Source organism: Bradyrhizobium sp. SZCCHNR1053 (assembly GCF_032381235.1).
Lineage (GTDB): Bacteria > Pseudomonadota > Alphaproteobacteria > Rhizobiales > Xanthobacteraceae > Bradyrhizobium.
Genome location: NZ_JAUHJM010000002.1, coordinates 596,491 through 610,538 on the forward strand (window position 1 = coordinate 596,491; position 14,048 = coordinate 610,538).

10 protein-coding genes are annotated in these 14,048 nt (G+C 65.9%); 1 reads left to right on the plus strand and 9 read right to left on the minus strand.

What is annotated here, in order from left to right:
• Positions 1-40: 40 nt before the first annotated feature.
• The 7 genes from QX051_RS07635 to QX051_RS07665 all read right to left on the minus strand — a co-directional run bounded on the left by QX051_RS07635 (position 41) and on the right by QX051_RS07665 (position 9,232).
• Positions 41-1,042 carry an ABC transporter substrate-binding protein gene (locus tag QX051_RS07635; RefSeq protein ID WP_315775653.1) on the minus strand — a complete coding sequence of 334 codons (1,002 nt, stop codon included), beginning with the start codon at positions 1,040-1,042 and terminating at the stop codon, positions 41-43.
• A gap of 478 nt (positions 1,043-1,520) precedes the next feature.
• Positions 1,521-2,003 (minus strand): hypothetical protein, encoded by a 483-nt coding sequence (locus QX051_RS07640; RefSeq protein ID WP_315735090.1) that lies wholly within the window; start codon positions 2,001-2,003, stop codon positions 1,521-1,523.
• 107 nt (positions 2,004-2,110) lie between these two features.
• Positions 2,111-2,803, minus strand: a complete 693-nt coding sequence (locus QX051_RS07645) for an alpha/beta family hydrolase (RefSeq protein WP_315775654.1) — start codon at positions 2,801-2,803, stop codon at positions 2,111-2,113.
• A 59-nt stretch (positions 2,804-2,862) separates the two neighbouring features.
• Complete coding sequence (locus tag QX051_RS07650; RefSeq protein ID WP_315775858.1) at positions 2,863-4,878, minus strand: HAMP domain-containing methyl-accepting chemotaxis protein; 2,016 nt, start codon at positions 4,876-4,878, stop codon at positions 2,863-2,865.
• Between the two features lie 35 nt (positions 4,879-4,913).
• On the minus strand, positions 4,914-5,807 hold the full coding sequence (locus QX051_RS07655; RefSeq protein ID WP_315775655.1) for a TRAP transporter substrate-binding protein: 894 nt from the start codon (positions 5,805-5,807) through the stop codon (positions 4,914-4,916).
• 331 nt (positions 5,808-6,138) lie between these two features.
• A complete protein-coding gene (locus QX051_RS07660) occupies positions 6,139-6,783 on the minus strand; it encodes an NAD(P)H-binding protein (RefSeq protein ID WP_315775656.1) in 645 nt (214 codons plus the stop codon).
• Positions 6,784-6,919: 136 nt separating this feature from the next.
• Positions 6,920-9,232, minus strand: a complete 2,313-nt coding sequence (locus tag QX051_RS07665; RefSeq protein WP_315775657.1) for a Tex family protein — start codon at positions 9,230-9,232, stop codon at positions 6,920-6,922.
• Between the two features lie 196 nt (positions 9,233-9,428).
• Here QX051_RS07665 and QX051_RS07670 point away from each other — a divergent pair, with 196 nt between their 5' ends.
• The gene (locus QX051_RS07670) at positions 9,429-11,489 is read left to right on the plus strand and encodes an ATP-dependent helicase (RefSeq protein WP_315775658.1); all 2,061 of its coding nucleotides are present in this window, start codon (positions 9,429-9,431) and stop codon (positions 11,487-11,489) included.
• A gap of 129 nt (positions 11,490-11,618) precedes the next feature.
• Here QX051_RS07670 and QX051_RS07675 read toward each other — a convergent pair whose 3' ends face one another.
• Together QX051_RS07675 and QX051_RS07680 are read right to left on the minus strand one after the other, a co-directional pair.
• A complete protein-coding gene (locus tag QX051_RS07675) occupies positions 11,619-12,578 on the minus strand; it encodes a fatty acid desaturase (RefSeq protein ID WP_315775659.1) in 960 nt (319 codons plus the stop codon).
• Positions 12,575-13,624, minus strand: a complete 1,050-nt coding sequence (locus tag QX051_RS07680; RefSeq protein ID WP_315775660.1) for an alpha/beta fold hydrolase — start codon at positions 13,622-13,624, stop codon at positions 12,575-12,577. Before QX051_RS07680 ends, QX051_RS07675 begins: the two co-directional genes overlap by 4 nt.
• Positions 13,625-14,048 lie beyond the last annotated feature (424 nt).

Consider the following 14,048-nt stretch of genomic DNA (forward strand, 5'->3'; position numbering starts at 1 on the left):
CAGGCGATCCCGCTGCAGTTCCGCGCTGCGCCCGCCTTCATCAATCCGGCTTCACAAGGTCTTTGGCGATGATCGCGGCCGCATCATAGCCCTGGTCCGCGAACCCCTGCGCCTGCAGCCATTTGATCTGGCTGTCGATGTTCTTCACATCGAGCTTGCCGTCAGGATCGATATAGGCGCAATTGCCGACCACCTGCTCGACCGGTAGGTTCGTATACTTGCCGATGATTTCCAGCAATGGCCTGGTCTTGCCGTCGATCGCGGCAGTGCCGTCCTTGACCGAGGCGAGCACGACATCATGATACTCGCGCTCGGCGCGCTGAAGCGACGTCAGCAGCTTGCCGACCAGCACGGTGTTGGCCAAGGTTTTCGGCCCCGCGAACACGCCGCTGACCTGCCACGGCGTCTCGTCGCCGACCCAGCCGAGATGCTTGACGGCGCCCTCCTCCATCAGCTTGCGTGCGACGGAAACCGGCATCAGCGCCGCGTCGACGGTCTCACCCTTGATTGCCGCCGACATGTTGGACATCGATTGCAGCGGCACGATCTTCACGTCGGCGAGCTTGAAGCCGTATTTGTCGGCCAGCAGTCCCACCGAATAGTGAAAGCTCGACCCGACCTGGGTCATCGCCACGCGCTTGCCGGCAATATCCTTCGGCGCCTTGAGACCTGCCTCGTAAGCCTTGTTGCTGGCGAAGTAGCCGATCAGCGGAAACCCGGGGCGGTCACGGCTCATGCCGGCGATGATCTTCAACGCGCCCTTGCCTGCGAGGTTATACAGTCCTGCGGTGAAGGCGGTCACCCCGACATCGACGTCGCCGGTGGCCGTCGCCACGGCGATCGGTTGCGCTGCATCGAAAAACTTCAGCTCGACGTCCAGGCCAGCTTCGCGGAAGTAGCCCTTGTCCAACGCGATGAACACCGGCGCGGACGAGGACAGCCGGAGAACGCCGATCCGGAGCTTGGTATCGTCGGCCAGCGCGGTGCTGATCGATACGAGGCTCCAGAGCAGCCCCAGGACGAAGCCAACGCATCGGAACATCACACTCTCCAATATCTGGCGACCTGCACACCCGGCCCAACGACGACGCCGACTTGTTGCAATATTTCGAGCCTGATGTCGCGCCAAATTTTCGGGAGTCGGGAGATCGCAGCCTCAGAGGACGGGCGTCTTGCTCCAAGCCGGCTCGTCCATCACGGTAACGCGTGTTGAGCTAAACGCCCTTGCAGTCGGCGGTCCGGTCCTTCCGCGACCGTGAGCTTCTTGCAGGCGCCGTGAAACGTCTCGATCCCCTTCAATCCATCCTCTGCACGGACCGACTTGGCCGGCAGGCTCGCCACGCCGAGGGCCAGCGGCCAAACGGATGAAGCTGTCTTTCTCATCGCGATCCTCTGACAAAGTGGATATTGCCGAGCAGGCCGGATTTGCCGCGTGGACCGTACGGTGGCGAGTGACGACCGGCGACGCAGCGACGAGCTCTCCTGCTGGCTCATCCTGCTTGCGCACAGGGGTGACGGCCTCAGAAAGTCTGCATCACTGGCTTCTCGCCATTGGACAGAAATAGCCCTTCAAAGCGGCCGATCTCGCTGTCGGCCGTGCATTCGATCAGGTCGGGTCCCTTGAAGGGATTGCCGTGACGGCATTGCCCCTTCGCCGTCACCTTGTTGATCGTCTTCCGACTTTGGCCAATGATCATCATATCGACCGGCGTGACGAACTTGTCCGGTCCGGGTTGCTCCTGCAGATCGCCGCGGTTCGAGAACGTGACCACGCTGCCGTCGAGCAAGGTGAAGTAGAAGCCGGTGCGCTGATCGTCATAGTCGGTATTGAGCAGCGCGCCCTTGCATTCGGAGCTGCGATCCTCTCCCGCGACGATGAGCTTCTGGCAAGTCCCCTTCACGACCACCATGCCGGTGAGCCTGGCATCGGCGCGCGACGGAGCTGCAGAGAGCATCAGCACGCCGAGCGCGCACACCGACACCGCCAACACTGCCGACCTCATCGAACTCCCCTCCCTCCCTTTCAATATGACTATGCCTCAACCTCTGGTGACGGGAAAGTTCTATTTTTGTTCTCATGCCATTTTCTCCGAAAGAGGCGCTCGGCGCGTCAGCCGGCACGCGCTTCCAGAGTCTCCAGCCACGCCGCAAACGCCTCCGTCAGGTCCTCCATGACGGCCTGATCATTCCGGCCGGAGCGCGCAGGCACGTGGAAGGCGTGGTCGGCCTGATCGATCCAATGCACGGTCGCGCGCGGTCCCAGCCGCTTCACGACGGGCGCGAGCAGCTCCATCTCCGCCAGCTTGTCGCGCGTCCCCTGCAGGAACAGCATCGGGACCTCGATCGGAGCGAGATGATCGGCGCGCGCGATGGAGGGCTTCCCGGCGGGGTGAAGCGGAAAGCCGAGAAAGGCGAGCCCGGTCACGCCTGGCAGCGGCGCTGCACTCTGCGCCTGCGACGTCATGCGCGCTCCGAACGACTTGCCGCCCGCGACGAGCGGCAGCCCCGGACAGAGCCGCGCGGCCTCCGCCACGGCAGCCCGCACCGTGGCCTGGGCGAGTGCGGGCGGATCAGGGCGCTTGCTGCCTTTCTCCATGTAGGGAAACTGAAAGCGCAGCGTCGCGATGCCGCGCGCGGCAAGGCTTGCGGCCGCTTGGTTCATGAAGACGTGGGTCATGCCGGCGCCCGCGCCATGGGCGAACACAAAGCAGGCGCGCGCCCGCGGCGGAGACATGACCAGCGCGGACACGACGCCCGCGCCGTCGATGGGAAGTGTGAGGGAACGCGGCTGGTGCTCGGTCATGCCGCAGAGTGTGAGCCTGCATCCCTTGGGTCAACTCCAGTCGCCACCGACACGGCAGCTCAGGCCGCGGTCCGGATCGTCTGCAGGAAGTCGGCGACATTGCTCTTCAGCGAAGCGGCCTGCTGCTGCAGCGCGGCGGCAGCCGCCAGCGCAGCTTCAGCGCCGGCATCGGTCTGCCCGGCCACGTTACGCACGTCGCCGATCTCCTGCGTGACCGCCGCCGTGCCGCTGGCCGCCTGCTCGACGTTGCGGGCGATCTCGCTGGTCGCGGCCCCCTGCTGCTCCACCGCGGCGGCGATCGCATTGGAGATCTCGGCAATCTCCCGCACGGTCGTGCCGAACTGGGCAATCGCGCCGACCGTCTCCTGCGTCGCGCTCTGGATGGTCGCGATCTGGCTCGAGATCTGCTCCGTCGCCTGCGCGGTCTGCGAGGCGAGGTTCTTCACCTCGCTCGCGACGATCGCAAATCCACGGCCGGCCTCGCCGGCGCGCGCCGCCTCGATGGTGGCGTTGAGCGCCAGCAGGTTGGTCTGGCTCGCGATCGCCTGGATCAGCTGCACGATGGTGCCGATCCTCTCCGCCGCGCTGGAGAGCCCGTCGATCAGCTCGGATGTCCGCTGGGTCTCGTGCGTCGCCCGGGTCGACACCGTGACCGAACGCTGGACCTGGGAGGAGATCTCCCTGATTGAGGCCGCGAGCTCCTGGGTCGCCGAGGCCACCGTCTGCACATTGACGGACGCCTGCTCGGCCCGGCTGGCGACCGCTTCCGCAAGGCCACGGCCGCGTTCTGCGACGCGTGCAAGCTCGCTGGCGCTTTCGCCCATCTCGGTCGCACGCCCGCCGACGCCGGTGATGACGCCCTGCATACCCTGCTCGAATCGACCAGCCAGATCGGACATCATGCGGGCGCGCTCGGCCTCCGCAGCCTCACGCTGTGCCGCGGCCTCCTGCTCCATGCGGCGTACAGCAAGCGCATTGTCACGGAAAATCTCCACAGCGCGCGCCATCCGGCCGATCTCGTCGCGCTGCTCGCCGCCGGGAATCGGCTGGTCCAATTCGCCAGCCGCCAGCGACTGCATGCGGTCCGTCATGCCGCGGATCGGGGTCGACACGCTGGCGCCGATCAGCCAGGCCAGCACCGCTCCGAATATCACGGCTGCGGCTGCCGTCACGATGATGGTCTGCTTGGTATCTTCGACCGCGACGCCGGTCCTCGCGGCCTGCTCTGCGCGCGCCGCACCGAGCTGCTGGTTGATCCGGCTGACCTGGGTATCGATCGAGGCGCTCGCCTTGGCGAGCTCCGCCTGCTTGGCGCGCAGGTCAGTGGCCACCTTGATCACCTCCTCGAGCGCAGCCGCATCCGCCGTGAGAGCCTCTTTCAGCGCAGCAACCAGCGCCTTCAGCTTGGCATCATCGACACCCGCGATCTCGGCCTCCGTATCGGCAATCGCGAGCTTCGCATAGACGAAGGTGAGCCTGGCGTCGTCGGCATCGCCATTCGACAACGTGTTGGTATAGCGCATCACCGCGATACGGACCGCGTCGACGACGCTGGCCAGACGCAACGGATTCATCAACGGCTCGCTGCCCGCGCGATTGGCAAGGGCAACCTGGATACCGCCCATGTTGATTCCGGCAACGGCGCCCAATGCTTCGGTCTTGGTCGTCGCCGCCCGCAGGCGGTCCACGGCCTCCGCCGCGGCAGCGAACGACGAGCGATAGGCCGCCAGCGCGTTCCGTACCGGCCCCACGCCGTCAGCCAGCACCTTCAGCCCGCCGGACTGCTTCTCGACCTGATCGGCGAGACCGCCGACGGCGTCGATGGCCTTGCTGGCCGCATCCTTGTCACCGACGTTCCAGGTGCGGATGAATCTCTCGACCGCGCCGTTGGCACCGAGCAGCGCGGCACGCACCTGCGACATGCCGGCGTCCCCGGCCGCGCTGGTGACGAGTTCGTCCACGGTGCCGCCGATGCGCCCGACCTGGATCATGGCGAAGCCGCCGAGCAACACCAGGAAGCTCAGGATCAAGGCAAAGCCGCCGAAGATTCGCGGGCGGACACCGATCCAAGACATCAGAGAAGACAATTTCATCGATTTGCCCGGCTGTTTCACGGAGTGGACCTGATAGTGGCGAGCAGCTCCTTGCCGAAGCGCTTCTCGAAGTCGGGATCGAGCGGCCTGACCGCATCGACGAAGGTCTTGCGATCGAACGTCTCGATCACCTCCATGCCGCCCTTGCGCAGCTCATCGAGCTTCTGCGCATCGAGCTGGGCCTGCCAAGTGACCTCCGCAGCCGCCTTGGCGGCGGCAACCAGCGCGTCACGGTCCGCCGCATCGAGATGGTCGAACATCGCGCGGTTGGCGACGAAGGCGATCGGCGCGAAGAAATGGCCGGTGAGCGTCAGATATTTCTGCACCTCGTCGAAGCGATTGGCCGCGATGGTGGCGACCGGATTTTCCTGACCGTCCAGACGACCGTCCTTGAGCGCGGCATAGACCAGCGGAAAATCCATCGGCATCACGTCGGCACCGAGCGCCTTGAAGGTCATCTGGTAGACCGGATTGGGGATCACGCGGATCCTGAGTCCCTTGACGTCATCGACGGTACGGACCGGGCGCTTCGAGTTGGTGAGATTGCGAAAGCCCTGCTTGCCCAGCGCCAGCAGCACCAGTCCCTTGTCGGCGAACTTGGCGCCGATCGCGGCGGCGACCGGCCCTTGCGCAACCGCCTTGGCATGCGCGGTGTCACGGAACAGGAACGGGATGTCGAAGACGCCAAGCTCGGGGACCACCGCGCTGGCGATGCCGCCGGACACCACGGCCACGTCCACCGCGCCGCTCCGGGTTGCAGCCAGCACCGCCGCCTCGCTGCCGAATGCGTTGCCCGCACGCTCATCAATGATGAGCCGCTTGCCGGCCAACGCCTGCAGCTTCACGCGAAATTCGTCCGACCCGATCTGCTGCGGGTTCTGAATCTGCGAGTTGAAGACCAGCGACACCATTCGCGGAGACGCCGTCGCCGCTTGGGTTCCGAGCAGGGTTCCCACCGATGCCAAGAAACAAACTTCAAGCAGCTGTCTGCGCATGAAACACCGGGTTCGTTTTTCCTCGATGCACAACTACCAGCGAGATATGGTTAAGATGTTAAGAGGCGATTCCCGTCTTGCCCGCTTCAGCCATTCACTCCCTGATAGTCACGTGCGATACGGCCGTAAAACTACGGAGACCGCCGAGTTCACCTGTCGATCCAAAGCCTGAGGCGCGGCGCGATACTTGATTTCGATTTATCGAAAATGGCGAGACCAAGCCGCTACGCAAGAGCGGCAGGCTCGATCATCGGCGCATGGCCCCTGACAGCATCACTCGCGTGCCGGCAACCGTAGGAACAGCCATCAGCAGTGCATTGGCGACGTCCGCCGCCGCGATGGGCTTGTAGTTCGCCGGAATCAGGAAGCCGATGATGCTGTTCAGCCTGTTGCCCCATTCCTCGCCCGGACGACTCGGCTGTCCGAGCTCCGCCCGCGGGCCGACCAGCAGCGAAGGCCGCGCGATCACCAGGCCCTCAAAGGGCAGCGCGGTCAGATCGTCCTCGAGCTCGCCTTTCACCCGGCTATAGAAGACGGGCGAGCTGCTGTCGGCGCCCATCGCGCTGACCAGACCAACGCGTCTCGTGCCGCTCGCGAGCGCGGCCTTGGCGACGGCGAGGTTGGCGTCGTGATCGATGGCGCGGAAGGCGGCCTGGCTCCCGGCCACCTTGATCGTGGTCCCGAGTGCCAGATAGAGCTCGTCGGCCGGCGGCAGGGACGGCAGCGCGGTGAAATCCACGACATGCGCCGTCAGCTTGGGCGAATGGTCAGGCGGCGCGCGGCGGCCGACGACATGCACGCGATCCACGGTCGGGTCGGCAAGCAGGCCGCGAAGAAGCTCCCGTCCCACCAGCCCGGTCGCGCCGGCAATGATCACGGTCCGGTTCATCATGCTCGGTCTCCACTCGCGGCCCGCCGAGCAAGGTAAGCATCACCGCACAGATAGGGAAGACGGCAACGACACGCCGCCGAAGGCCATGACGCCGCAGACGAGACATGCCCTCCGCGGCGCCTCGTCGCCATCCGCCTCAGGCGCCCTTGCGCCGCTCCGCCGCCTTGGCCATCGCCGCCGCAAGCGCGCCGCCGCCCGACGACTTCTCCTCACGCGTGGTCATGCGGGCCGCTGGCGGCCGTGCGCTGGTCCGCTTCTCGCCCTTCGCCGGCAGCGGATCAGACAGCCGAAGCGTCAGCGAGATGCGGTTGCGCGGCACGTCGACGTCGAGCACCTTCACCTTCACGACCTGCCCCGGCTTCACCACCTCGCGCGGATCATTGATGCGCTTCTCGGACATCGCCGAGATGTGGATCAGGCCGTCCTGGTGCACGCCGATATCGGCGAAGGCGCCGAACGCCGCGACGTTGGTGATAGTCGCCTCCAGGATCATGCCGGGCTTGAGATGGGTGATCTTCTCGACGCCCTCCTGGAAGGTGGCCGTCTTGAACTCCGGACGCGGATCGCGGCCGGGCTTCTCCAGCTCCTTGATGATGTCGGTGACCGTCGGCACGCCGAAGCGCTCGTCGGCGAACTTCGTCGGGCTCAACGCCTTCAGCACCTTGGTCTCACCGATCAGCGCCTTGATGTCGCTCTTGGTCGCCTCGAGGATCTTCTTCACGATCGGATAGGATTCCGGATGCACGCCGGAGGCGTCGAGCGGATTGTCGCCGTCGCGGATGCGCAGGAAGCCGGCGCATTGCTCGAACGCCTTCGGTCCGAGCCGCGGCACTTCCTTCAGCTTGTCGCGGCTCGGGAACGGGCCGTTGCTGTCACGGTGCGCGACGATGTTCTGTGCGAGGCTCTCGCCGATGCCCGACACGCGCGCGAGCAGCGGCGCCGAGGCGGTGTTGAGGTCGACGCCGACGGCATTCACGCAGTCCTCGACGGTGGCATCGAGCGCGCGTGCCAGCTCATACTGATTGAGGTCGTGTTGATACTGGCCGACGCCGATCGAGGCCGGCGGTACCTTGACGAGCTCGCCGAGCGGATCCTGCAGGCGGCGCGCGATCGAAACGGCGCCGCGGATCGACACGTCGAGATTGGGGAATTCCTTCGCGGCGAACTCCGAGGCCGAATAGACCGACGCGCCAGCTTCCGACACGATCGCCTTGGTCAGCTTGAGATCCGGCTTCAGCTTCATCAAATCGTTGACCAGCTTCTCCGTTTCACGCGACGCAGTGCCGTTGCCGATCGCGACCAGCTCGATGCGATGCTTGATGCAGAGCTGCGCGAGCGTCAGCATGCTCTCGTTCCACTGCCGCTGCGGCTCGTGCGGATAGATCGTGGCGTGGTCGACGAACTTGCCGGTGCGGTCGATCACCGCGACCTTGACGCCGGTGCGGAAGCCGGGATCGAGCCCGAGCGTGGCGCGGCCGCCGGCGGGAGCAGCGAGCAGCAGATCACGCAGGTTCGCCGCGAACACGCGCACCGCCTCCTTCTCCGCCTCCTGCCACAGCCGCATGCGGATATCGAGCGCCAGCGAGGTCTTGATGCGGGTGCGCCAGGCCCAGCGCACGGAGTCGGACAGGAACTGATCGGCCGGGCGGCCCTGGCGCGAGATGCCGAAGGTCACCGCGATGCGGTTCTCATACAGCGTCGGGTCCTTCGAATCCTCCGGCTCGCCATCGCCGAAATCGAGCTGCAGCACCTCTTCCTTCTCGCCGCGCAACATCGCCAGGATGCGGTGCGACGGCAGCTTGGTGAACGGCTCGGAGAAGTCGAAGTAATCGGCGAATTTCGCGCCCTCGGTCTTCTTGCCGTGCCGCACCGTCGCCTTCACGGCGCCGCGGGTCCACATCTCCTCGCGTAGCGAGCCGACGAGATCGGCATGCTCGGCGAAACGCTCGACCAGGATCGCGCGGGCGCCGTCGAGCGCGGCCTTGACGTCCTTGACCGGGTTGTCGCCATCCTTCTTGATGAATGCCTTGGCCTCGACCTCCGGCGCCTTCATCGGATCACCGATCAGCATGTCGGCGAGCGGCTCGAGCCCGGCTTCCTTCGCGATCTGCGCCTTGGTGCGGCGCTTCTCCTTGAACGGCAGATAGATGTCCTCGAGCCGGGCCTTGGTGTCGGCGGTCGCCAGCGCCAGCTCGATCTCCGGCGTCATCTTGCCCTGTGCCTTGATGCTCTCGATGATCGCGGTGCGCCGTGCATCCATCTCGCGCAGATATCGCAGCCGTTCCTCCAGCGTGCGCAGCTGCGTGTCGTCCAGCATGCCAGTCGCTTCCTTGCGGTAGCGCGCGATGAACGGCACGGTCGCGCCGCCATCGAGCAGGTCGATCGCGGCCTGGACCTGGGCATCCCTGACGGCGAGCTCAGCGGCGATGATGGAGGCAAAATTCGACACGGTGTTCTTCCGAGATTCGTGACGGGGCTGATTGGATAGGAGTGCACGCGCGCCAGCGCAAGCGGCTGGCGGACGCTCTGTGGGCAACCGTGACAAAAAAGACCGGTTGCGAATCATGTAAAACGCTGCCGCGACCGGGCCATCGCGTTGCACATGAGGCGCAAATCACTGATTCTTGCAGGCTGAGGGACGATTCGTGCAGGCCACGGCTGCGACATATCTCGACGATCTCAATCCGGAGCAGCGCCGCGCCGTCGAGCATGGCGGTGCGCTGGCCGCACCGGGCCCGCCGCTGCTGATCATTGCCGGCGCGGGATCGGGCAAGACCAACACGCTCGCGCATCGCGTCGCACATCTGCTCGTCAATGGTGCCGATCCGCGCCGTATCCTGTTGATGACGTTCTCGCGCCGCGCGGCGAGCGAGATGAGCCGCAGGGTCGAGCGCATCGCCCGCAAGGTGCTGGGCGGCAAGGCCGAGCCGATCACGGCCGCGCTCACCTGGGCCGGCACGTTTCATGGCCTGGGCGCGCGGATGCTGCGCGACTACGCTGAGCGCGTCGGCCTCGACCCCGTGTTCACGATCCATGATCGCGAGGATTCCGCCGACCTGATGAATCTGGCGCGGCACGAGCGCGGCTTGTCCAACACGCAGCGGCGCTTTCCGACCAAAGGCACCTGCCTTGCGATCTACTCGCGCTGCGTCAACGCCGACATGCCGCTCGACGAGGCACTGGTGCGGCATTTTCCGTGGTGCGCGGAATGGGCCGGCGAGCTGAAGGGCCTGTTCGCGGCCTATGTCGAAGCCAAGCAGGCCAACGCCGTGCTCGACTACGACGATTTGCTGCTCTACTGGGCGCAGATGATGGCGGACGAAACCATCGCGCGCGAGATCGGCGATCGCTTCGACCACGTGCTGGTCGACGAATATCAGGACACCAACCGGCTGCAGTCGCAGATCCTGCTCGGCTTGAAGCCCGACGGCGCGGGACTGACGGTGGTCGGCGACGATGCGCAGTCGATCTACGCCTTCCGCGCCGCCACCGTGCGCAACATCCTGGATTTTCCCGATCAGTTCAGCCCGCGCGCCGACATTGTCACGCTCGACCGCAACTACCGATCGACGCAGCCGATCCTCACCGCGGCCAACGGCGTGATCGGGCTGGCGCGGGAGCGCTTCACCAAGAATTTGTGGACCGACCGCACGAGCTCGCGCAAGCCGCAGCTCGTGACGATCAGCGACGAGACCGACCAGGCGCGCTACATCGTCGAGCAGGTGCTGGCGAAGCGCGAGGAAGGCATCGTGCTGAAGCAGCAGGCCGTCCTGTTCCGAACGTCGTCGCACAGCGGGCCGTTGGAATTCGAGCTCACGCGCCGCAACATCCCGTTCGTGAAGTTCGGCGGGTTGAAGTTCCTCGATGCCGCCCATGTCAAGGACGTGCTGGCCTGCTTGCGCTTCGTCGCGAATCCGCGCGACCGCATCGCCGGCTTCCGCGTGCTGCATCTGATCCCCGGCATCGGACCCGCGTCGGCGCAGCGCCTGCTCGATGCCATCAGCGACAGTGCCGATCCGATCGCGCGCCTGTGCGAGCAGTCCGCACCGGCGCGCGCCGGCGATGACTGGACCGCGTTCGTGCGCACGCTGGAGCAGCTGCGCGTCTCGGATTGGCCTGGGGATATCGAGCGCGTCAGGCACTGGTATCAGCCGCATCTCGAGCGCGTTCATGAAGATGCGGAGGTGCGAACCGCCGACCTGCTGCAGCTCGAGCAGATCGCGAGCGGCTATCCATCGCGCGAGCGTTTCCTCACCGAGCTGACGCTCGACCCGCCCGACGCCACCTCCGATCAGTCCGGCGTGCCTTTGCTCGACGAGGACTATCTGATCCTCTCCACCATCCATTCCGCCAAGGGCATGGAGTGGAATTCCGTGCACATCCTCAACGTCGTCGACGGCTGCATGCCCTCCGATCTCGGCGCCGGCACGAGCGCCGAGCTGGAAGAGGAGCGCCGGCTGCTCTACGTCGCCATGACCCGCGCCAAGGACGACCTGCATCTGCTGGTGCCGCAGCGCTTCTTCGTCCATGGCCAGCCGGTGCGCGGCGATCGTCATGTCTATGCCTCACGCACGCGGTTCATTCCGGAAGCGCTGGTACCGCTGTTCGAACGCACCAGCTGGCCGCGGGCGCAGCCCGGCGCGGCGTATGCGAGCCAGGGTCCGCGCATCGACCTCGGTGCCCGCATGCGCGAGCGCTGGCGGTGAGCGGATCCTTCGCCCTCCCTGCTACGAACTGGGCCCTTGCTGCTTGCGCAGTTTGCGTCGTTTGGCCGGATCTCTCGCCGCGCAAGCGGGGCGAGGTAAGCACCGCGCTCGCCGCAGGATCTAATTTCATCACGCCTCGGCTTTCCTCTCCTTCCACTGCGCCCGAAACCACGCCCAGGTCTGCCGCGTCACGGCGATGTAGCCCTCGCCGCGATACTTGATCTCGCCGTCGACGATCGCATGCAGTTTCGGCAATGCGTGGAACGGCACCGCGGGATAGGCGTGGTGCTCGACGTGATAGGGCATGTTCCAGGCGAGCCAGTGCACGGCGCGCGTGGTGAAGGTGGTGCGGGTGTTCTGGAAGGCGCTCCGGGTGTGATCGCAGCCGGTGTGCTCGGCGTAGAGATAGGGTCGCAACACCAATTGCCCCAGCAGCAGCGGCAGCACCCAGACCCACAGCAACAGCGCGCTGTGCAGCGCGAGCGAGCCGAGCAGCAGCAGCGCGTAGCCGGCGGCATAGGCGCGCGCCTCGCGCACGATGGTGGCGCGGCGGCCGGCAGGCACCCATGGCACCGTCACCTTGCCGGTGATCGCATGTTGCAGCAGCAGTCGCAGCCGGCCGGCCATCTGGATCAGGCCGGAATAGGCAATCGCGAGTTGCGTCTCCGAGCGCGGCTTGGGGCCGACGATCAGCTCCGGATCGCGCAGGGAATCCTGGGTGTGGCGGTGATGCTCCCAATGGAACAGGCAGTAATATTCATAAGGCAGTCCGATCAGGAAGCCGGAGAGATAGCCGACCGCGAGGTTGAGCCTGCGGCTGTCGAAGGCGGTCTTGTGCGCGGTCTCGTGCACCGCCATGAACAGGAACGCGATGAGCACGCCCTGCACCGGCAGCAAGGGCAGCGCCCACAGCACACCATGCGTCGATGCGATCGCTCCGATCAGCGCACCCACGCCGATGATCGCACCGTAATGGCTGAGCGTGCGTAGCGCGCCCTGCAGGTTGGAGCGCGTGCAGAGCTGCTGCAGCACCGGCGGTGTCAGCAGCTTCGGACGGGGCGCGAATTCGTCGGTGGGCACGTCGGTCATGTCGAACTCGGGTGTCGGCTCTGGAGAAGGGCGGAGACGTTAGCGTTGATGAAATCGCGGTCCGCCGGGATGCGGATCGGATTGCCCGCGCGGTGGCCGTGGATCGAGGGGATCGGCCGCAGCGCCGCGGAGCGGGCGTTCACGAGCTTGGGAAGTTCTCGCTCGTTGTCGCGCCAATCGAAGTAGCGGTCGGTCTGGCCCGGCATCAGCAACATGCGGGCGGTGATCGCGCCGAGCGCTCGGTCGAGATCGCCGCCGAACGCCGTGCAATTGCTGATGTCGCCGCCCTGCCAGATCGCGATCTGAGTCATCAGGTTGTTCGCGTCGCGATGCGCGAAGGCTAAGTCCCAGGTGGCGGCGAGATAGTCCTCCTGCGAGGCAAAGCCCTGCTCGCGCCAGGCCTCGTCGCGATAGAACTCGTAGGACATCGCCCAGCCCGCATAGATCCGCCCCATCGCGCGCAGGCCGGCCACCGGCTTCTCGGCGAAGCGGCCGTTGCGAAACGCGGGATCGGCCGTCAGCGCCGCCTTCACCGCGTCGAGAAACAGGTGATTGTAGGGCGAGCAGCGCGCGCTGCCGCACACCACCGCCGCACGCTCCACCATGTCCGGATGACGGGCGGCCCAGTGATAGGCCTGCATGCCGCCCATCGACCAGCCATAGACCAGCGCGATCCGGCCGATTCCGAACTGCTCCTCCACGAGCCGCCGCTGCACCGCGACCGCATCATGATAGCTGATGGACGGGAACGGCGCGTCGCCGAACAGCTCGCGCGTATTCGAGGGCGACGACGACAGGCCATTGCCGAACAGGTTCGGAATGATGACGAAGTACTTGGTCGGGTCGAGCGCGCCGCCGGGCGCGATCAGCCACTCGGTGTCGACGTGCTGGGCGCCGAACGAGGTCGGATAGAGGATGACGTTGTCCTTGGCCGCGTTCAGCGTGCCATAGGTCTTGTAGGCAAGCCGCAGCGACGGGAACGTCACGCCCGACTGCAACACGACGTCGCCCGCCTCGAAGATCTGATAGTCGCTGCCCGCCGCCATGCACGTCATCCCGTGTGATCGATGAACGGAGCCTAGGTGATGCGCGGCCGGGCCACACGCCCATTTTTTGGCATGGCATGACCGCGCAAGAGGCGCGGGCGGCAATCGCATCAGCCGAGGCCATGGGTTCGTACCCTCGCGGCCGCTCAAGCCCGAGCTTTGTCCGGATCGCGTGCCCTCTGAAACGTGAGGGCGCAGGGAAGACCGGGAGCTCGCCGCCCCCATGGCCCGCCTGCGAAAAAAAATGCAGGCGGCAGGAACCACAGGTTCGGCTGGGACATCCCGGCCTTCCCTGCGCGATGGTCTTAACAGCTGCTTCGCGCTCTCCCTGGGGACCGGCTGTGTTGCCCCCATCGTCGGCGTGATGCGCTTCCGCACCATCATCCGGCTTGACCTCAGCATCGGGAGGCCAGGACCACGCGAC

What these genes read in the sequence shown, in the direction of transcription:
- QX051_RS07635 (WP_315775653.1), bottom strand. Translation starts at nt 1,042, where the DNA reads ATGTTCCGATGCGTTGGCTTCGTCCTGGGGCTGCTCTGGAGCCTCGTA.
- QX051_RS07640 (WP_315735090.1), bottom strand. Translation starts at nt 2,003, where the DNA reads ATGAGGTCGGCAGTGTTGGCGGTGTCGGTGTGCGCGCTCGGCGTGCTG.
- QX051_RS07645 (WP_315775654.1), bottom strand. Translation starts at nt 2,803, where the DNA reads ATGACCGAGCACCAGCCGCGTTCCCTCACACTTCCCATCGACGGCGCG.
- QX051_RS07650 (WP_315775858.1), bottom strand. Translation starts at nt 4,878, where the DNA reads ATGTCTTGGATCGGTGTCCGCCCGCGAATCTTCGGCGGCTTTGCCTTG.
- QX051_RS07655 (WP_315775655.1), bottom strand. Translation starts at nt 5,807, where the DNA reads ATGGTGTCGCTGGTCTTCAACTCGCAGATTCAGAACCCGCAGCAGATC.
- QX051_RS07660 (WP_315775656.1), bottom strand. Translation starts at nt 6,783, where the DNA reads ATGATGAACCGGACCGTGATCATTGCCGGCGCGACCGGGCTGGTGGGA.
- QX051_RS07675 (WP_315775659.1), bottom strand. Translation starts at nt 12,578, where the DNA reads ATGACCGACGTGCCCACCGACGAATTCGCGCCCCGTCCGAAGCTGCTG.
- QX051_RS07680 (WP_315775660.1), bottom strand. Translation starts at nt 13,624, where the DNA reads ATGGCGGCGGGCAGCGACTATCAGATCTTCGAGGCGGGCGACGTCGTG.